The organism is Devosia sp. XK-2 (assembly GCF_037113415.1).
Lineage (GTDB): Bacteria > Pseudomonadota > Alphaproteobacteria > Rhizobiales > Devosiaceae > Devosia.
Genome location: NZ_CP146608.1, coordinates 3,545,952 through 3,563,416, shown reverse-complemented (window position 1 = coordinate 3,563,416; position 17,465 = coordinate 3,545,952). Strand labels below are relative to the sequence as shown.

Sequence of the window (17,465 nt, the reverse complement as noted above, 5' to 3'; positions counted from 1 at the left end):
TCCTGGGGCAGGAATGAAAGATTGGAGTGGTTCTAAGCCCAAGCCGGGGCCAGGGTCAAGCACAACCGTACTCATGGGTACGGCTCGTTGGCGGCGGGGGTCAGGCGGCGGGTGCGTCGCGCAGATGCCGGATAGACAGGACACCGACAAGACTGGTGTCGAGCCCGATGCTATAGCGGCACCACAGGGCAATGCTGAGCTGGGCGATGACGCGCGATCCCATATTGATGGTGGCAGCGCCGACCAGGCCGAAGACCGGGATCGCCACAATCTGCAGCAGAAAGCCCAGGCCCATAATGGTGCCGAAGATAACGACATAGGGCCGCTCATGCCCGGTCATCATCATCACGATCTTGGAGGGGCCGGTAATGGCATCAAAGAGCAGACCGAAAGAGAGCAGGATCAGGATCAGCCAGCCATCGGCATAGGCGGGGCCGAACAGGCCCAGAATGTCGGTGCCGAAAAAACTGAAGGCGGCAAACACCACCAGCGAAAAGGCAAAGCCCGCCCAGGCGCATAGGGCGGTGATGGCCTGCGCCTTGCGCATGTTCCCGGCGTGAAAATGCTCGGCGACCATGGGCGCGATGACCAGTTCGATGGCGAAGGTAAAAAGGGTCATCAATCCGGCAGTGCGGAAGGCGTTGAAGTAAAGCCCCGAGCTTTCAATGTCGAGCATGAGCCCGATCAGGATGACATCGGCATTGAGCGCGGCCGTCTCGATCAGGGCGCCGAGCAGCAGCCATCCGCTCAGCCCGCCCCATTGGCGCCAATGCGCTATGACGGGCGCCGGCCGGCGCGCCGGCCAGATCGTATAGAGGCGGCGTGCTGCCGCCAGCATTTGCAGACCCAGAACGCCGAGCAATAATGCCGCTGAGAGCGCCAGGGCATCGGGTCCGCTGAGCACGATGCCCATGGCAAAAAGCCCCAGAACGGCCGCTGGCAGGGCCAGGCGCCAGAAGATGTCGCGCGGCAGAAGGGCGGTCCAGAGCGATCCCTGGGCCCGCAAAACCGATGAATTATATTCCGACAAGGCCAATGGCAGGATCAGAAAGGCGGCGCCAAAGAACTGGCTGACGCTGTCGCCAGGGGCCAGGAAAGGCTGATAGGCCAGCGCGGCCAGGCAGAGCAGCAGCGAAACGAGGAGGCCCGCGCCGATAGTAATGGTCGAGCCGGCCGCCACGGCCTGGCGGGCGCCCGTTTCGTCGCCTTTACTGCGGCGCTCGGCCCAGAGCCGCAAAATGGCCATGGGCTGGCCGGCCCCGGCCAGGATGGCCAGCACGGTGGCCAGCGCCAGTCCGAAGGCAAAATGCCCATATTCGTCGCTGGTCTGGGTGCGCGAAAGCACCACATAGGTGAGATAGGTCAGGCCCGCCGTCGCGACCTTGATGCCCAATGACCCGACCGAGCGCAAAAGCCCGGCCTGCAACAAACCATTGAGATCGCTGGGTATCCGCAAACGCATTGCAACCTGTTCCATACCGCTCCAGAGGCGGAGCGGCAGAGGGACCATGGCACAACGTTATCAAGAAGCCCTTACCTTCCGGGTTGGCTGGTAATTACATTTTGGTAATGCAGCCGGGCATGGCCGTCAGTGCCGGAAATGGCGCATCCCGGTCATGACCATGGCGATACCGGCAGCATCGGCGGCGGCAATGACTTCCTCGTCGCGCATCGAGCCGCCCGGCTGGATGACGGCGGTGGCGCCGGCCGCAACCAGGGCTTCGAGCCCGTCGGCAAAGGGGAAGAAGGCATCCGAGGCCACGACCGATCCTTGCGTCAAGGCGCCCTCGATACCGGCCGCCTGGGCGGCATCGATCGATTTGCGATGGGCAACGCGGGCTGAATCCACGCGGGACATCTGCCCGGCGCCGATACCAGCGGTGGCGCCGTCCTTGACATAGATAATGGCATTGGACTTGACGTGCTTGGCCACTTTCGCGGCCAGTTTGAGGTCGACCAGTTCCTGTTCGGTCGGCTGGCGCTTGGTCACGACCTTGAGCTCGCAATCATCGACATTGCGGTTATCGCGGCCCTGAACGAGCAGACCCCCGGCGACCGATTTGACCATCAAGCCGTCGGCCTTGGGATCGGCGACCCCGCCGGTCAGCAGCAGCCTGAGGTTCTTCTTGGCGGCAATGATGTCCTGGGCTTCCTGCGTGGCAGAGGGCGCGACGATCACCTCGGTGAAGACCTTGACGATCTCGGTCGCGGTGTCCGCGTCGATCTCGCGATTGGTGGCGACAATGCCACCAAAGGCGGAGACCGGGTCGGTGCGCAGCGCCTTGATATAGGCGGTCTTGAGATCACCGGCCACAGCCACGCCACAGGGATTGGCGTGCTTGATGATGGCGACGGCGGCGGTTTCGGCCGGATCGAATTCGGAGACCAGTTCGAAGGCGGCGTCGGTATCGTTGATATTGTTGTAGGAGAGCGTCTTGCCCTGCACCTGGGTCGCGGTGGCGACGCCGGGACGGTTCTCGCCGGTTTTATAGAAGGCGGCCCATTGATGCGGGTTTTCGCCATAGCGCATGACTTCGCTCAAAGTGCCGGCAAAGCTGCGATAATTGACATCGGCAAAGTCGATCTCGCGGGCGAACCAGCTCGAAATGGCGCTGTCATAGGCGGCGGTGCGGGCATAGGCCTTGGCGGCGAGGCGCTGGCGCATGTCAAAGGGAATGCCGCCCGATTTGATCGCCTCAAGGATCGCCGGATAGTCAGCGGGATCGACCACCACGGTCACGAAAGCATGGTTCTTGGCTGCCGAACGCACCATGGCCGGACCGCCGATATCGATATTCTCGATGATCTCGTCATAGGAGGCGCCGGAGGCGACGGTCTTTTCAAAGGGATAGAGATTAACGGCGACCAGATCGATGGGGCCGATGTCATGCTCGTCCATCGAGGCCTTATGGGCCGGATTGTCGCGCACCGAAAGCAGGCCGCCATGCACCTTGGGATGCAGGGTCTTGACGCGGCCATCCATCATTTCGGGAAAGCCGGTCAGGTCGGAAATATCGCGCACCGGCAATCCGGCCTCGCTGATCAGCTTATGGGTGCCGCCGGTGGAGACCAGTTCTACCCCGGCCTCTGCGAGCCCCTTGGCAAAGTCGGCCATGCCGGACTTGTCGAATACCGAAAGCAGTGCCCGACCGACACTTACCGTCTTGCCCATGAGATCTGTCTCGCGCTGGTGAAGGAGGAATTTCGCGCGTCCGCTAGCACGAGATGGGCCAAAGGCCAATCGCTTTAGGGCCTCTTGGCGCGATTTGACCGCGCTATTGCTGCTCGAGGGTGAAAATCCAGGCCACTTCGGTGTCGCTGGCGATATCGGTTTCCAGCACCAATTGCCGGGTGCGGTGAAAGCCAAGATAGGCAGACTGGCGCACGCTATCCTCTTCTCGGAATTGCGCGCCTTCCCAAAGAAAGCTCCAGGTGACGCCATTGGGCAGGACGAGCCGGGCAATGCCTTCGCCGGTGGTGCGGCGCACCTTGACCCCCGGCGCCAGGTGAAAACGCAGCGAGAGCAGGCCCTGCGGGGTGCCGGTTGGAACGATCCTGTCCTGTCCGACCAAAGTCGTGCCCTCCGACAAAAGGGTCAGCCGGCGTTCGATCTCGGCGCCATAATGGGCGGCATAGCCGGCGCTGGTCAGGGTCAGCATGTTTTCGCCGCTGTCCAGGGTCATGGCCGGCGTGCCGGCGCGTGCGGCTTTGTGATCCGGGCCTTCGGCATCTAAGGTGGGTGCGGAATGGGCTATGGTCTGGCGAAAGAGATCGCGGCTTTCGGGCATGTCGGACGGCGCAGGACCACAACTGCCGACAACCAGTTCGCTGCCATGGGCGAATTCGAAGGCCAAGGCCCCATCATGCGCCTCGGCATCAAAGCCCGGTGGCGGCCTTGCCCCGCTATCGGCAATCACCACGGTCTGTCCGTCGCGCACAATGCCATAGCCGCCCACCAGCCGGGAGCGCCGCGAGGCCGATGGCCCATTGGCCTGCACCGCCACCAGAATGTCGTGGGGCACCTGGCCGCAACCGTTAAAGTAGACAGGCTCGCCGCTCGAGAGGGTCAGGGCGTCGAGCGCCTCATGCATGCGGTCGATGCGATTGGCCAATTCGGCCATGGCGGGGCTGCCATGGCGCCCCACGGCCCGCCGCAGGCTTGCCAGCTCCACGAGCAGGGCCAATTGCTGGCGCGGATTGCGCGAGAAATGCAGGCCGTCGCTATCGAGTTGCTGGCCGAGCAAGGCTTCGAGCCGGGCGACATTGGTGTCGATATCGGGCACATCGACCAGATTGCACAATTCGGCACCCAGCAGGCCAATGGCGGCAAAGAGGGCCTCGATCGGGTCCGCGGCAAGCGCACCGCGGATGCGCAGGCTTTGCACCTGGGTGCCCAGGCTGCGCTGGATGGTGCGGGTCTGGTCGGGGGTTGCGCCATCCAGCACCAGGGTGAGGTGGCGTAGCCAGTTGAGCACGCGTTGAGCGGTCAGCGTCAGGGTCCAGCTATCGGCCTCGAATTGGCCCTCGCGGCCGATCCAGTCCAGTACCAGGGTGCGGGCAAACAGCTTCTCGCCGGGGTCGCGCACATCGCGGAAATGCCGCAACCAGGAAAAGCTATGCAGATTGTTCCACCAGTCGGGGTGGTCCACATCCAGCGAGAAGGGCGAGGCGCCGCCGGTTTCGAACAGTTTGGATGCGAGCAGGTAACGGCCCGACATCATTTCGCGCACGGCCTGGCGGTCGGCGGGGCGGAAATCGGGAAGGTCGCCGGCATAGGCATGATCGGTCTGGCCGCGCCAGGTCCAGCGCAGCATGGGCATGGTCACCACGCTGTCGGCAAGGTCGAGCGCAAAGCGGCGCCCGGCCGTTATCAGCCGTCCGCTCATCGCCGCCTTCTCCCCATGTCCGGGGAGCAAGCCACTGCCCTATGCTTGACCAAAATCACTCGAAGAGTCCTCGCCGGCCAATGATGCCGGTTGCCTGTTACCAAAGCCCTTAGCGTGTTCGCCGGAACCGCGCCACGAAGAACCCGTCCATCCCCGCATTTCCGGTGCCGGGGGTCATGGCAGGGTGGGTGCGCACCAGGCCTTTGTCGGTCACGGCCTGTTCCAGTCCGGCCATGTCCTTGGGTTCGATGGGCCAGAGCTCGAGGCCGGGCAGGGCATCAAGGATCCAGGACACCTGGTCTTCACCCTCGGCAGGCTCAAGTGAGCAGACGCAATAGATCAGGGTGCCACCAGGGGCCAGGCACCGGAAGGCATTGGCCAAAAGCGCCTGCTGCAGGCGGACGCGGCCGGCAATATCGCGCGTATTGCGGCTCCACAGCACCTCGGGATGCCGGCGAAAGGTGCCGGTGGCCGAACAGGGGGCGTCCAGAAGCACACCATCAAAGGGCGATGCCGGGTCGTAATTGGCCGCATCGGCCTCCATGATCCTGGGCGCATAGCCGAGCCGGGCCATATTCTGTTTCAGCCGTTCAAGCCGGCCGGTGTCGTTGTCCAAGGCGGTGACCTTATAGCCGGCCTTGATCAATTGGGCGGTCTTGCCGCCGGGCGCGGCACATAGATCAAGCACGGTCTGGCCGGGCGCGAGGCCCATGAGGCGCGCCGGTATGGCCGAGGCGGCATCCTGCACCCACCAGCGGCCCTCGGCAAAGCCGGGCAGGGCCTCCACGGGCCGGTCGCGGCTTTCGAGGCGAACGCTATCGACCAGAACCGGCTCGGCATTAAGCGCGTCGATCAAATCGGCATCCTCGTCGCGCAATGTCAGGTCCAGCGGCGCGCCCTCGATCAGGGCCTGGGCAAACTGAGCGACGGCGTCGGCGCCATAGGCCGCGGTCCAGCCCGCGAGGAAAGGGTCGGGCAGCAATCGGGCATTGTCCATCAGGCCGTAGCGGGCCGAATTGGCCTGGGCCCGGCGCAGCACGGCATTCATCAGGCCGCTGAGATGCCGGGCCTTGTTGTCGCGTTTGACGGCTTCGACGGCCAGGAACAGGGCGCTATGCGCGCCCAGATCGGGCAGGAAAATCAATTGGGCCAGCGAGAGGCGCAACACCGCTTCAAAGCTGCCAGAACGGGGCGGCAGGCCTTTTTCCAAAAGATCGGCCAGCACGTCATTGATCTGTCCATGGCGGCGCAGGGCCGTGGTGATCAGCCGGTTGGCCAGCGCGCGGTCCCGGCCATCGGCCAGGTCGCCGGCATCAAGGGGCGTAAAATGATCGTAGGCCAGGACGGCTTTCAGCCGCTGAGCGGCAGCAAGGCGAAGCTTGAGGCCCGCCGGTTCGGTGCGTTGCGCCAATTCGTCAACTCAGTCTCTTGCAGACGCCTGAGAGGCGTTGCTCTATCCCCAGGGCCCGCGGGAGCGGTCCTGATCTTCGGAACGTCCGGCGGTCGGCACGCGCCAGCCACCACCACTGGTGCTGCGCGGTGCAGCGGGCCGTGGGCGGCGCTGGGGCCTGGCGCCCTTATCGTCCACAGGCATGCCGGCGGCAAGCCTTTGCAGCGCGGCAATGCGATTGCCGGTGTCCGGATGGGTGGAAAACAGATTGTCCATGCGCTGCCCGCTCAGGGGATTGACGATATACATATGCGCCATGGCGGGATTGCGCTCGGCCGCGACATTGACCTGGCGTCCGGCCAGGGTGGCGATCTTGTTGAGCGCCGACGCCAGGGCCAGCGGGTCGCCGGAAATCTCGGCGCCGTGCCGGTCGGCTTCATATTCGCGGGTGCGGCTCACGGCCATCTGCACCAGCATGGCGGCCAGCGGGGCCAGGAATACCATGAGCAAAGCGCCAATGCCGCCCAGCGGGTTGTCGCGATTATTGCCGCCGCCAAAGAACAGGCCAAACTGGGCCAGGGCCGAAATGGCACCGGCCAGGGTGGCGGTGATGGTCATGGTCAGGGTGTCGCGGTGTTTGATATGGGCCAGCTCGTGGGCGACCACGCCCGCCACTTCGCGCGTATCGAGCTGGCGCAGCAGGCCCGACGATACGGCCACGGCCGCATTATTGGGGTCGCGTCCCGTGGCAAAGGCATTGGGCTGGTCGGTTTCGATGACATAGACTTTGGGGGTCGGCAGGCCGGCGCGCCTCGAAAGCACATCGACCATGTCATAAAGCTCGGGTGCGCGGCTGCGTTCGACCGGCACGGCGTTCTGCATGCGCAGAACCATCTTGTCCGAATTCCAATAGGCGAAGAGGTTAGTCGCAGCGGCGAAAACCAGGGCAATCATCATGCCGCCGGTGCCGCCGATGAAATAGCCCACCACCATGAACAGCGCCGTCATTGCCGCCAGAAGGACAAAGGTGCGCAGCGTATTGAACATTGTTTCGAACCCTTGGGTTGGAAGCGTTGAGCAACTATGTTGTGCGCCGAGCGGTTCGGTGCAAGCAGGGTGACCAATTTGTCATGGAAGAGAGCATGAGCGAGCAGGAGAAGAGTTCACCGGAGCCTGACACGGCCCAAGAGGAAAAGGCCCTGAGCCCGGCGGCGCAGCGTGCCCTGGCCGAAGCCGAGGCCCGGCGGCAGCAGATCGATGCGGCGACCGCCATGGCCCCCAGGGAAAAAGGCGGCCGCGGCGGGCTGGAACCGGTGCGTTATGGCGATTGGGAAATCAAGGGCCTGACCAGCGACTTCTAGAGACCCGGGTTTCGTCAGCCGGGGAAGAAATCGGTGATATTGTAGCCGGCGGCGGAGACTGCAAAAGTCGTGACCACGGTAACAATGGCGGCAATCAGCACATATTCGATGCGGGTGATCAGCGGCTGATGGCGCAAATGGGTCAGAACTCGATGCAGCATGCGGCTCTCTGGTCGGGAATGCGATAACGCCCGCAGAATGCTGCAGACAAGATGAACGGAGCCTGAATGGCTCAGCTCCGGGCCCGTTCTAGGGCGGGAAGCAGTTCGGTTTCAATAGCCGAAGGCGTCAAAGGGCCGACATGCTTATAGGTGATGACCCCCTCGGCATCGACCAGAAAGGTCTCGGGGACGCCATAGACACCCCAGTCGATGGAAACGCGGCGATCGCGGTCGGCCCCCACAGCGTCATAGGGATTGCCCAATTCGGCCAGGAATGCCCGGGCGTTTTCCGGCGCGTCGGAATGATTGATGCCGAACAGGCGCACGCCGGTCTCGGCCTTGAGCGCTTCGAGCAGGGGATGCTCGTCGCGGCAGGGAATGCACCAGGAGGCAAAGACATTGACCACGGTGACTTCGCCTTCAAGCGCGGCAGTGTCGAAACCGGGCACATCCAGGCCCTCGACCGGCGGGAGGTCGAAGGCCGGGGCCGGCTTGTCGATCAACACCGAGCGGACCAGGCTCGCATCGCGATCGATCGAAAAGGCGAAAACCGAGACCAGCGCCACCAAGAGGATCAGGGGCAGGGCAAAAAGGACATAGCGCATCAGCCGCGTTTGTCCCCGAGTGTTTCCAGCCGCGCCTTGACCCGCCTTGCATCGAAAACGATCCAGCCGATCAGCAGCGCCAGGCCGAGAAATATGCCGGCATAGGCGGCGATGATGAATTGGGCATGTTCCCCCAGCGCGATCATGCGGCCTCTCCACGTGCGGCGCGGCGCTCAAGCGTCACCAGGCGGCGCCGGCGGATTTCGGTATGCATGGCCACCAATTGCAGGGTGACGAAAAGCAGGGTGAAGGCAAAGAACATGATGAAAAGCGGCGTCAGCAGGGAGGCCGGCATGGTTGGCCCGTCCGGGCGGAAGACGCTGGCGGGCTGGTGCAGCGTCGACCACCAATCGACCGAGAATTTGATGATGGGCACATTGACCGCGCCGACAAGGGTGAAGACCGCGACAATACGCGCGGCCCGCAATTGATCATCGAAGGCGCGCCACAGGGCGATGATCCCCAGATAGATAAAAAGCAGGATGAGCGTCGAGGTCATGCGCCCGTCCCATTCCCAGAACGTGCCCCAGGTCGGGCGGCCCCACATGGAGCCGGTAAACAGCGCCATAGCGGTAAAGGCGGCGCCCAGGGGCGCGGCGGCTTTCATCGACACATCGGCCAGCGGGTGCCGCCAGACCAGCGTGCCCAGCGCCGAAACCGCCATGGCGGCATAGACGAACTGGCTGAGCCAGGCGGTGGGCACATGCACATACATGATGCGCACCGTATCGCCCATCTGGTAGTCGGCGGGCGAATTGAAGAAGGCGAACCACAGGCCCAGCAGGAACAGCACTGCTGTGACAGCCACCAGCGGCCAGATCAGCGGCCGGGTCCAGCCCATGAACTGGCCGGGATGGGCCAGCCGGTTCCACCAGCTCAGTTTGGGGATGTCATCAGTGCCGTCTAGATTCATGGGCGCGCTCTACTCTTCTCCCCAGTCTATCGCAAGTGCGGCGGCAAAGGGAGACAGGGCGCAGGCCATGAGACTGAGTGCCGCAAGCAGGAGCATGGCATTTGTCGCCTGGTCGGGCCCGCCAAGAGGCGCGATGGCGCCAACCCCGAAGATCAGCACCGGCACGCAAAGCGGCGCGATGAGGATGGGCGCGAGCAGCCCGCCGCGCCGCACGGCCACGGTTATGGCGGCTCCGAAGGTGCCGAAGGCGGCCAGGGCCGGTGTGCCGATCAACAGCGACAATAGGGTGCGGGCAAAGGTCGGGCCGTCCATGGCCAGGATCATGGCCAGAAAGGGCGATGCGAGGATCAGGGGCAGGGCGGCGGTCAGCCAATGGGCGATCACTTTTGCGGCAACTGCGCTGGCCATGGACATGTCGGCCAGCCGGTAGAGCGCCAGGGTGCCGTCGTCGCGGTCGGGCCGGAACAGGCGGTCAAGGCCCAGCAGCATGGCCAGGAATGCCGCGATCCAGATGATGCCGGGGGCGATGCGGGCCAGCAGCAGCCGGTCCGGGCCGACGGCGAAGGGGACGATGGCGCCGACAATGATGAAGAACAGCACCAGCGTCATCACCTCGCCGCCGCCGGCCAGGCTCAGGCGCAAGTCGCGCTTGAGGACGCCAAGAAAGCCGCTCATGCCGGGGCTCCCAGATTGAGGGTGGTCAATTGGGGCAGGGCGATATCGTCATGGGTGGCGATGACCGCCAGCCCACCGGCCGCGAAATGTTCGGTCAGCAGCTTTGCCAGCAAGGCCTGGCCCTGGGTGTCGAGAGCGGCGCTGGGCTCGTCGAGCAGCCAGACCGGGCGGGGCGACACCAATAGGCGCGCCAAAACCAGGCGGCGCTGTTGGCCGGCAGAAAGATAGCCGGCATCGAGATGGGCTGTCCGGCCGAGGCCCACGCGGTCGAGCGCGGCTTCGCACGGCACTTGGCCCGTGCCATTGATCTCGGCCCAGAAGCGCAGCGTCTGGAGGACGCTCAAGCGCGGCCGCACGGCGTTGCGATGTCCGCAATGGTGCATCAGGGGCCCATCGTCAGGGCCTGCACCCTCAAAATGAATATGACCGCCAAGCGGTGCAAGCAGACCGGCCAGGGTCAGCAGCAGGGTGGATTTACCCGCGCCATTGGGGCCGCGCAGCAGCAGCCCGGTCCCGGCCGGCACCTCGAGATCGAGATCGCGGGCAAGAATTGTCTCGCCCCGACCGCAGGCAAGCGCCTCAGTCTTGAGAATTATCGGGTGCTGGACTTGCCTTTGCGTCATGGCCCCATCTCGTATTGAACCAATGGTACGACTGGCAAGGGCCTATGTGATTGACTATAAGCCCTGAGAGATTGGATTCATTCCAGAAAAGCGCGGATTTTTCTTCGGCCCCAAGCCCCGGACAATCCCGCGCAACAGCAGCAAGAAGGGCGGAGCATCGTGACACAGATAGACAGCTTCAAATCCAAGTCGACGCTCACGGTCGGCGGCAAGACCTATACCTATTATTCCATTGTCGAGGCCGAAAAGAACGGCCTTGCCGGCGTCTCCAAGCTGCCCGGTTCGATGAAGGTGGTGCTGGAAAACCTGCTGCGCTTTGAAGACAATCGCACTGTGACCAAGGCCGATATCGAAGCGGTGGCGGCATGGCTGGTGTCGCGCACCAGCGAACATGAAATTTCCTATCGTCCGGCGCGCGTGCTGATGCAGGACTTTACCGGCGTGCCCGCCGTGGTGGATCTTGCCGCCATGCGCGACGCCACGGCCAAGCTCGGTGCCAATCCGCAAAAGATCAATCCGCTGGTGCCGGTTGACCTGGTCATCGACCATTCGGTCATGGTGGACAGCTATGGTACGCCTTTGGCGTTCAACCAGAATGTCGAGCTCGAATATGAGCGCAATGGCGAGCGCTATGAATTCCTGCGCTGGGGCCAGTCTGCATTCGACAATTTCCGCGTCGTGCCGCCCGGCACCGGCATTTGCCACCAGGTGAACCTGGAATATCTGGCCCAGACCGTCTGGACCAAGACAGAAAATGGCGAGACCGTCGCCTATCCCGACACCCTGGTGGGCACCGACTCGCACACCACCATGGTCAATGGCCTGGCCGTGCTCGGCTGGGGTGTGGGCGGCATCGAGGCCGAAGCGGCCATGTTGGGCCAGCCGATCACCATGCTGATCCCCGAAGTTGTGGGCTTCAAGCTTACCGGCAAGATCAATGAAGGCATTACCGCCACTGACCTGGTGCTGACCGTCACCGAAATGCTGCGCAAGAAGGGCGTGGTCGGCAAATTCGTCGAATTCTACGGCCCGGGCCTTGATTATCTCAGCCTCGAAGACCAGGCGACCATCGCCAATATGGCGCCCGAATATGGCGCCACCTGTGGCTATTTCCCGGTCGACGCCGATACGCTCAAATTCCTCACCACGACCGGCCGCGACCCCGATCGCGTGGCCCTGGTCGAGGCCTATTCCAAGGCCCAGGGCATGTTCCGCACTTCGGACAGCCCCGATCCGGTCTTCACTTCGACCCTGGAGCTCGATCTCTCCACCGTCGTGCCCTCGCTTTCGGGCCCCAAGCGTCCGCAGGACCGTGTTGCCCTCAAGGATGTGACTTCGACCTTTGCCAAGGCGCTGCCCGAACTGGCCGGTGGCCGTGCCGAGCGCACCCGCCTGCCCGACAGCAATGGTGAGGCGCGCTATGTCGATGAAGGCGCCACTGGCGTCGACGACATTCCCGAAGAAGCCGCCTTCCCGGTCACAGGCACCGATTATCATATCGACGATGGTTCGGTGGTGATCGCGGCCATTACCTCGTGCACCAATACCTCGAACCCCTCGGTGCTGGTGGCGGCCGGGCTGGTTGCCCGCAAGGCGCGGGCGCTGGGCCTTAATTCCAAGCCCTGGGTCAAGACCTCGCTGGCACCCGGATCGCAGGTGGTCACCGATTACCTGACCGCTGCGGGCCTGCAGGACGATCTCGACGCCATCGGCTTTAACCTGGTGGGCTATGGCTGCACCACCTGTATCGGCAATTCGGGCCCGCTGCCGCAGGCCATTTCCGATTGCATCAATGAGCACAAGCTGGTGGCCGCCTCGGTCTTGTCGGGCAACCGCAATTTCGAGGGTCGCGTGAACCCCGATGTCCGCGCCAACTACCTGGCCTCGCCGCCGCTGGTTGTGGCCTATGCGCTGCTCGGCACGCTCAATGTCGATATCACCACCGAGCCGCTCGGTACGGGCAAGGATGGCAAGCCGGTCTATCTCAAGGATATCTGGCCCACCAATCACGAAGTGGCCGAGATCGTGCGTCAGCACGTCCATGCCGACATGTTCCGCTCGCGCTATTCGGACGTGTTCAAGGGTGACACGCACTGGCAGTCCATCGCCGTGGAAGGCGGTGAGACCTATGGCTGGAACTCGTCGTCCACCTATGTGCAGAATCCGCCCTATTTCGAAGACCTGACCATGGAACCCAAGCCGGTGACCGATGTGGTCTCGGCCCGCGTCCTGGCGCTGTTCCTCGATTCGATCACCACCGACCACATTTCGCCGGCCGGTTCGTTCAAGCCGGCAACCCCGGCTGGTCAGTACCTGACCGAGCGGCAGGTGGCTCCAAAGGATTTCAACTCCTATGGCGCCCGCCGCGGCAATCACGAGGTGATGATGCGCGGCACCTTTGCCAATATCCGCATCAAGAACATGATGCTCGATGGGGTCGAGGGCGGCTTCACCAAGGGCCCGTCGGGCGAGCAGATGCCGATCTATGATGCGGCCATGGCCTATCAGAAAAAGGGCACGCCACTGGTGATCTTTGCCGGCAAGGAATATGGCACCGGCTCCTCGCGCGACTGGGCGGCCAAGGGCACCAACCTTCTGGGCGTCAAGGCGGTCATCGCGCAGAGCTTTGAGCGAATTCACCGCTCCAACCTGGTCGGCATGGGCGTCATTCCGCTGCAGTTCAAGGATGGCGAGAGCTGGCAGAGCCTGGGTCTCGATGGCAGCGAGACCGTCGATATTGTCGGCGTCGAGAGCATCGAGCCGCGCGCCATGGTCAAGGTCAAGATCACCCGGCCAAACGGCGAAGTGCTCAATGTCGAAACCCGCTGCCGCATCGATACCGCCAATGAGCTGGACTATTTCAAGAATGGCGGCATCCTGCACTATGTGTTGCGGAGCCTGGTGGCGGCGTAAGCACTGCTCACATTAATCTGCATCTAAGGATGGCGGCCCCGGTGGTCGCCATCTTTTTTTGGCCCAAATCGTGCCCTCACCCGCTTTTGACTAGGCAATTGCCAGGGCTGCGGCCTACAACAGCGCCCATGAATTTTCGCCGCTTCTCGGGATGCATTATCGGCATATTTATGGGACTGGCCCTCGTGGGGTCAGCCGGCGCCCAATCGGTGCGCCTCAACCCCAAGGCGGTGGTGGAGCTCTTTACCAGCCAGGGTTGCGCTTCCTGTCCACCCGCCGATGCGCTGCTGACCAGCCTTGCCGACCGGGACGACCTGTTGGCCCTGGCCTATCACGTGGACTATTGGGACTATATCGGCTGGGAAGATACCTTTGGCGACAAAGGTTTTTCGGACCGTCAGCGCGGCTATGCCAAAAGCTGGGGGTCGTCGCGTATCTTCACCCCGCAAATGGTCATCAATGGCGCCGAGGGTGTTGTCGGCTCGCGGCGCGACGAGGTCTATGATGCCGTGGCCTCGGCGCAATTGCCGCTCGAGATCTCGCTCACGGCCCATGGCGATATGCTCAAGCTGTCGGTGCCGGCCGATGCGGCGCTGGAAGATGCTTCGATCTGGCTGGTCCGCTATCTCGATCGGGCCGATGTGGCCATCGAGAAGGGCGAAAATGCCGGAAAATCCATGGTCTATACCCAGGTCGTGGTCAATCGGCAGGTTGTGGGCGTGTGGGAAGCCACCGAAGGCGCGGAAATCAAACTGCCGCTCGACCAGTTCCAGGACGGCGACAATGGCGGCGTGGCCATCCTCATCCAGCCCGAGCGCAATGGCCTGCCCGGGCCGATCCTGGGTGCTGCCGCCTATAGTTTCTGACGGCCCGGAGACAAAAATGCCCGCTCCGGGGGCGGGAGCGGGCAACTGACTTGGAGTCAACTCAAATGGGAGGCTGGCAATCGGGCCTTCTGGTTTGGGGGCTCGGTCGGCCCGATTGCCAGCCACTGGAGGCAATGTTTGAACGATGCTGACGCAATGGGGCGGTGTCAGGGACAAATCATGGCCGAATTGGGGAATTTTGTGCCCCTTGCCAAGCCCCGCGAATGCGCCGATCATGACCATGCGATGACAAGGCATTGAGGCGGCGTGCAGGGTTCTTCCAAGGATAGTCAGGCCAATCTGGCGCTGGTGCATGTGGGCGAGCCTGCCAGCCAGCCCAACCGGCCTGTGCAGCCCATCGTGGCTTTCGACCGCAGGGAGCTGATGCAGATCCTGGCCGTTTACGGCCGCAAGGTGGGCCAGGGCGAATGGCGCGATTATGCCATGGATTTCCTCAAGGACAGGGCGCTGTTTTCCATCTATGCGCGGGTCTCGGAGCGCCCGCTTTTCGTGGTCGAGAAGAACCCCAAATTGCGCAATCGCCAGGGCCAGTTCATGGTCACCAATCAGCAGGGCCGTATCCTGAAACGCGGGCACGACCTGGCCCAAGTGCTGCGGGTGCTCGATCCCGATCTGGCGGTGGTGGGGTGAGCCTTGTCATCCGTCCGGCGCGGGCGGAGGATGTGCCGGCCATCAGCGAGGTCCTGATCGCCTCGATCACCCAGCTCTGCCATGCCGACCACCATGACGATCCGCAGATGATTGCCGAATGGACGGCCAACAAGACGCCTTCGGGCATTGCCGACATGCTGGCGCGAGAGGGCTTTTTCATGGTGGTGGCCGAACTGGAGGGGGAGATCGCGGCTGTGGGTGCCACCACTGCGTCCGGCGAAATCGCCCTCAATTATGTGGCGCCGGATGCCCGGTTCCGCGGGATCAGCAAAGCCCTTCTCGCCCATATGGAGGCCGATCTCATCGCCCGCGGCTTTGCCGAGGGGCGGCTCAAGGCCACGGCCACCGCAAAAGCCTTTTACCGCGCGCAGGGCTGGTCGCTCGATGCCTTGCCCGATGGCAGCACGGCCTGCTTTGCCATGCATAAGATGTTGGATCGGTCGGCCTGACCTTGGCCAAGGATTTATCATGATCTCGGTGCAAACGCTCAGCGAAGCCGATCGCCGCCTTGTCGCGGATTGGGCCGCCGCCTGTGCGGAACGGGTGCTTTGGATATTCGAGGCCGAAAAGCCCGACGATGATCGCCCCCGCGCCGCCATTGCCCGGGCAAGGGCCTATGCCCGCGGCGCGCTCGATACGGCGACTGAAATTCGGGCCAGGTTTGGTGGCGGGAGCGCGGCGCGCGGCGTGTCTCCGGCGGCAGCGGCGGCCGCCCGATCGGCCGGCCAGGCCTCAGCGGTCTGTCACATGGGCGCGCATGCTTTGGGTGCGGCGGCCTATGCCGTCAAGGCGATCAGCCTTGCCGCACCCGACCAACCCCACCTTGTCGATGTCGAGATCGATTGGCAGCTGGGGCAGGTGACGGCCGATATGCGCATGGCGCTGCGCACTTTACCCGCGATCGGTACGGACCGGTCCGGGCCATTGGGGCCCGGGCTCCTGGCTTCAGGGCAAATGAAGCGGATCATCGGGCGCCTGCAGGCCCGGCTCGCCTGACGCGGCGCGCCGGCTGCGGCCTAAAGCGCCTTTTGCATATGGACGATGTCGAGCCAGCGGTCGAATTTGAAGCCGAGCTTTTCGTGCAGGCCGATATGGCGGAAGCCGAGCTTTTCATGCAGGCGGATTGAACCGGTGCCTTCGGCGGTGATGACGGCGATCATCTGCTTGAAGCCGAAGGCGCGCGATTGCTCGATCACAGCCTCCATCATCGCTCGTCCCAGGCCCCGGCCCTGGGCATCGGGCGCGCAATAGACCGAGTTCTCGCAGGTGAAGCGATAGGCCGGGCGCGGCCGATAGACCGAGGCATAGGAATAGCCCAGCACGGCCCCGTCCTGGCCCTGGGCGATGACGATGGGATGGCCCAGTTCGAGCATATGGCCGAATTTCTCGGCGAAGAAGGTTTCGCCCGGCGCGTCGAGATCGAAGGTCGCCACCGAATGATAGACATAGTGACGATAGATCGCCGTGATCGCGGGGACATCGGACCAGGAAAAGGGGCGCAGCAGATAGTCGGACATGGCGAGAGCGTTTCGAGCAAAAGTGGTAACGGTTTTGCGGTTCGGAAACGCGGCAAAACGAGGACAAAACAAAAGACCGCGGCTGTTGTAAGCCGCGGTCCCCATTTTCGTCCAACCAAATTCCTTGATCTTATGATCAAGGCCTTGATTGCTACTCGCGATTGCCGAACAGGCGGAGCAGCATCAGGAAGAGGTTGATGAAGTCGAGATAGAGCGAGAGCGCACCCATAATGGCATTCTTGGCCATTACGTCGGCACCATAGGCTTCCGAATAGCTTTCCTTGATCTTCTGGGTGTCATAGGCGGTCAGACCGGTAAAGATCAGCACGCCCAGCACCGAGATCGCGAAATCGAGCATGGACGAGCCAAGGAAGATGTTCACGATCGAGGCGATGATGATGCCGATCAGGCCCATCATCAGGAAGTTGCCCATGCCGGTCAGGTCGCGCTTGGTGGTATAGCCGTAAAGGCTCATCGCGCCGAAAGTGGCGGCGGTGATGAAGAACACCTTGGCGATCGAAGCGCCGGTATAGACCAGGAAGATGGACGACAGCGACAGGCCCATCACGGCCGCGAAGGCCCAGAAGATCGCCTGGGACGCGCCCACGGACAGCTTGTTGATGCCGAAGCTCAAGACCAGCACGAAGGCCAGCGGCGAGAGCATGATCACCCAGGCCAGCGGGCTGCCATAAAGCAGCTCGGCGTTCGCCTGGCTCGACATGGCCCACTGGCTGGTGAAAAAGGCCACCAGGCCCGTTACCACCAGGCCGAGGCCCATATAATTGTAGACACGCAGCATATAGCTGCGAAGGCCCTCGTCGATGGCCAAGGCCGAGCCGGCCCGCGCACCGAGGGTCTGACGGTCATATTCAGCCATTCTTTG

General features: G+C 63.1%; 19 protein-coding genes. 6 read left to right on the top strand and 13 right to left on the bottom strand.

All coding sequences use genetic code 11. The annotated features are described in order from the left end of the window. Nucleotides 1–100: 100 nt before the first annotated feature. The 5 genes from V8Z65_RS17520 to htpX form a co-directional block, all read right to left on the bottom strand. A complete protein-coding gene (locus V8Z65_RS17520; protein WP_338721434.1) occupies nucleotides 101–1,462 on the bottom strand; it encodes an oligosaccharide flippase family protein in 1,362 nt (453 codons plus the stop codon). A 126-nt stretch (nucleotides 1,463–1,588) separates the two neighbouring features. Next, entirely contained in the window at nucleotides 1,589–3,172 is a 1,584-nt protein-coding gene (gene purH / locus V8Z65_RS17515; protein WP_338721433.1) for a bifunctional phosphoribosylaminoimidazolecarboxamide formyltransferase/IMP cyclohydrolase, read from the bottom strand. 103 nt (nucleotides 3,173–3,275) lie between these two features. Next, nucleotides 3,276–4,886 carry a heparinase II/III family protein gene (locus V8Z65_RS17510; RefSeq protein ID WP_338721432.1) on the bottom strand — a complete coding sequence of 537 codons (1,611 nt, stop codon included), beginning with the start codon at nucleotides 4,884–4,886 and terminating at the stop codon, nucleotides 3,276–3,278. A gap of 109 nt (nucleotides 4,887–4,995) precedes the next feature. Further along, nucleotides 4,996–6,297 carry an RsmB/NOP family class I SAM-dependent RNA methyltransferase gene (locus V8Z65_RS17505; protein WP_338721431.1) on the bottom strand — a complete coding sequence of 434 codons (1,302 nt, stop codon included), beginning with the start codon at nucleotides 6,295–6,297 and terminating at the stop codon, nucleotides 4,996–4,998. Nucleotides 6,298–6,339: 42 nt separating this feature from the next. Further along, nucleotides 6,340–7,323, bottom strand: coding sequence for a zinc metalloprotease HtpX (htpX, locus tag V8Z65_RS17500; protein WP_338721430.1), 984 nt, complete (start codon nucleotides 7,321–7,323; stop codon nucleotides 6,340–6,342). Between the two features lie 95 nt (nucleotides 7,324–7,418). On the opposite strand from htpX, the gene V8Z65_RS17495 reads away from it, so the two are divergent. After that, the gene (locus V8Z65_RS17495) at nucleotides 7,419–7,637 is read left to right on the top strand and encodes a DUF1674 domain-containing protein (RefSeq protein WP_338721429.1); all 219 of its coding nucleotides are present in this window, start codon (nucleotides 7,419–7,421) and stop codon (nucleotides 7,635–7,637) included. Between the two features lie 14 nt (nucleotides 7,638–7,651). On the opposite strand, the gene V8Z65_RS17490 is transcribed toward V8Z65_RS17495, so the two are convergent. The 6 genes from V8Z65_RS17490 to ccmA all read right to left on the bottom strand — a co-directional run bounded on the left by V8Z65_RS17490 (nucleotide 7,652) and on the right by ccmA (nucleotide 10,614). Beyond that, the gene (locus V8Z65_RS17490; RefSeq protein WP_338721428.1) at nucleotides 7,652–7,798 is read right to left on the bottom strand and encodes a hypothetical protein; all 147 of its coding nucleotides are present in this window, start codon (nucleotides 7,796–7,798) and stop codon (nucleotides 7,652–7,654) included. Nucleotides 7,799–7,869: 71 nt separating this feature from the next. Beyond that, a complete protein-coding gene (locus tag V8Z65_RS17485) occupies nucleotides 7,870–8,403 on the bottom strand; it encodes a DsbE family thiol:disulfide interchange protein (protein ID WP_338721427.1) in 534 nt (177 codons plus the stop codon). Next, nucleotides 8,403–8,549 (bottom strand): heme exporter protein CcmD, encoded by a 147-nt coding sequence (ccmD, locus tag V8Z65_RS17480; protein WP_338721426.1) that lies wholly within the window; start codon nucleotides 8,547–8,549, stop codon nucleotides 8,403–8,405. Before ccmD ends, V8Z65_RS17485 begins: the two co-directional genes overlap by 1 nt. Beyond that, complete coding sequence (locus V8Z65_RS17475) at nucleotides 8,546–9,316, bottom strand: heme ABC transporter permease (RefSeq protein ID WP_338721425.1); 771 nt, start codon at nucleotides 9,314–9,316, stop codon at nucleotides 8,546–8,548. Before V8Z65_RS17475 ends, ccmD begins: the two co-directional genes overlap by 4 nt. Nucleotides 9,317–9,325: 9 nt before the next feature. Then, entirely contained in the window at nucleotides 9,326–9,991 is a 666-nt protein-coding gene (gene ccmB / locus V8Z65_RS17470) for a heme exporter protein CcmB (protein ID WP_338721424.1), read from the bottom strand. Further along, nucleotides 9,988–10,614, bottom strand: a complete 627-nt coding sequence (ccmA, locus tag V8Z65_RS17465) for a heme ABC exporter ATP-binding protein CcmA (protein WP_338721422.1) — start codon at nucleotides 10,612–10,614, stop codon at nucleotides 9,988–9,990. Before ccmA ends, ccmB begins: the two co-directional genes overlap by 4 nt. Before the next feature lie 156 nt (nucleotides 10,615–10,770). Here ccmA and acnA point away from each other — a divergent pair, with 156 nt between their 5' ends. The 5 genes from acnA (at nucleotide 10,771) to V8Z65_RS17440 (ending at nucleotide 16,061) form a co-directional block, all read left to right on the top strand. Next, nucleotides 10,771–13,527, top strand: coding sequence for an aconitate hydratase AcnA (gene acnA, locus V8Z65_RS17460; RefSeq protein ID WP_338724067.1), 2,757 nt, complete (start codon nucleotides 10,771–10,773; stop codon nucleotides 13,525–13,527). Nucleotides 13,528–13,655: 128 nt separating this feature from the next. Then, the gene (locus V8Z65_RS17455) at nucleotides 13,656–14,393 is read left to right on the top strand and encodes a DUF1223 domain-containing protein (protein ID WP_338721421.1); all 738 of its coding nucleotides are present in this window, start codon (nucleotides 13,656–13,658) and stop codon (nucleotides 14,391–14,393) included. 300 nt (nucleotides 14,394–14,693) lie between these two features. After that, nucleotides 14,694–15,044: a DUF2794 domain-containing protein gene (locus tag V8Z65_RS17450; RefSeq protein WP_338724066.1), complete on the top strand. Its 351-nt coding sequence runs from the start codon at nucleotides 14,694–14,696 to the stop codon at nucleotides 15,042–15,044. After that, nucleotides 15,041–15,514, top strand: coding sequence for a GNAT family N-acetyltransferase (locus V8Z65_RS17445; RefSeq protein WP_338721420.1), 474 nt, complete (start codon nucleotides 15,041–15,043; stop codon nucleotides 15,512–15,514). The genes V8Z65_RS17450 and V8Z65_RS17445 overlap by 4 nt, the downstream gene beginning before the upstream one ends. A 19-nt stretch (nucleotides 15,515–15,533) precedes the next feature. Continuing rightward, entirely contained in the window at nucleotides 15,534–16,061 is a 528-nt protein-coding gene (locus V8Z65_RS17440) for a putative immunity protein (protein ID WP_338721419.1), read from the top strand. A gap of 20 nt (nucleotides 16,062–16,081) precedes the next feature. Here V8Z65_RS17440 and V8Z65_RS17435 read toward each other — a convergent pair whose 3' ends face one another. Both V8Z65_RS17435 and V8Z65_RS17430 read right to left on the bottom strand, forming a co-directional pair. Further along, nucleotides 16,082–16,582 carry an N-acetyltransferase family protein gene (locus V8Z65_RS17435; protein WP_338721418.1) on the bottom strand — a complete coding sequence of 167 codons (501 nt, stop codon included), beginning with the start codon at nucleotides 16,580–16,582 and terminating at the stop codon, nucleotides 16,082–16,084. Nucleotides 16,583–16,733: 151 nt separating this feature from the next. Further along, nucleotides 16,734–17,459: a Bax inhibitor-1/YccA family protein gene (locus V8Z65_RS17430; protein WP_338721417.1), complete on the bottom strand. Its 726-nt coding sequence runs from the start codon at nucleotides 17,457–17,459 to the stop codon at nucleotides 16,734–16,736. Between the last annotated feature and the right edge of the window lie 6 nt (nucleotides 17,460–17,465).

Coding starts and splice junctions, on each gene's coding strand:
- ccmD (WP_338721426.1), bottom strand. CDS start 8,549: ATGATCGCGCTGGGGGAACATGCCCAATTCATCATCGCCGCCTATGCC.
- V8Z65_RS17430 (WP_338721417.1), bottom strand. CDS start 17,459: ATGGCTGAATATGACCGTCAGACCCTCGGTGCGCGGGCCGGCTCGGCC.
- V8Z65_RS17490 (WP_338721428.1), bottom strand. CDS start 7,798: ATGCTGCATCGAGTTCTGACCCATTTGCGCCATCAGCCGCTGATCACC.
- V8Z65_RS17455 (WP_338721421.1), top strand. CDS start 13,656: ATGAATTTTCGCCGCTTCTCGGGATGCATTATCGGCATATTTATGGGA.
- V8Z65_RS17485 (WP_338721427.1), bottom strand. CDS start 8,403: ATGCGCTATGTCCTTTTTGCCCTGCCCCTGATCCTCTTGGTGGCGCTG.
- V8Z65_RS17475 (WP_338721425.1), bottom strand. CDS start 9,316: ATGAATCTAGACGGCACTGATGACATCCCCAAACTGAGCTGGTGGAAC.
- htpX (WP_338721430.1), bottom strand. CDS start 7,323: ATGTTCAATACGCTGCGCACCTTTGTCCTTCTGGCGGCAATGACGGCG.
- V8Z65_RS17440 (WP_338721419.1), top strand. CDS start 15,534: ATGATCTCGGTGCAAACGCTCAGCGAAGCCGATCGCCGCCTTGTCGCG.
- ccmA (WP_338721422.1), bottom strand. CDS start 10,614: ATGACGCAAAGGCAAGTCCAGCACCCGATAATTCTCAAGACTGAGGCG.
- V8Z65_RS17510 (WP_338721432.1), bottom strand. CDS start 4,886: ATGAGCGGACGGCTGATAACGGCCGGGCGCCGCTTTGCGCTCGACCTT.
- purH (WP_338721433.1), bottom strand. CDS start 3,172: ATGGGCAAGACGGTAAGTGTCGGTCGGGCACTGCTTTCGGTATTCGAC.
- ccmB (WP_338721424.1), bottom strand. CDS start 9,991: ATGAGCGGCTTTCTTGGCGTCCTCAAGCGCGACTTGCGCCTGAGCCTG.
- V8Z65_RS17520 (WP_338721434.1), bottom strand. CDS start 1,462: ATGCGTTTGCGGATACCCAGCGATCTCAATGGTTTGTTGCAGGCCGGG.
- V8Z65_RS17495 (WP_338721429.1), top strand. CDS start 7,419: ATGAGCGAGCAGGAGAAGAGTTCACCGGAGCCTGACACGGCCCAAGAG.
- V8Z65_RS17435 (WP_338721418.1), bottom strand. CDS start 16,582: ATGTCCGACTATCTGCTGCGCCCCTTTTCCTGGTCCGATGTCCCCGCG.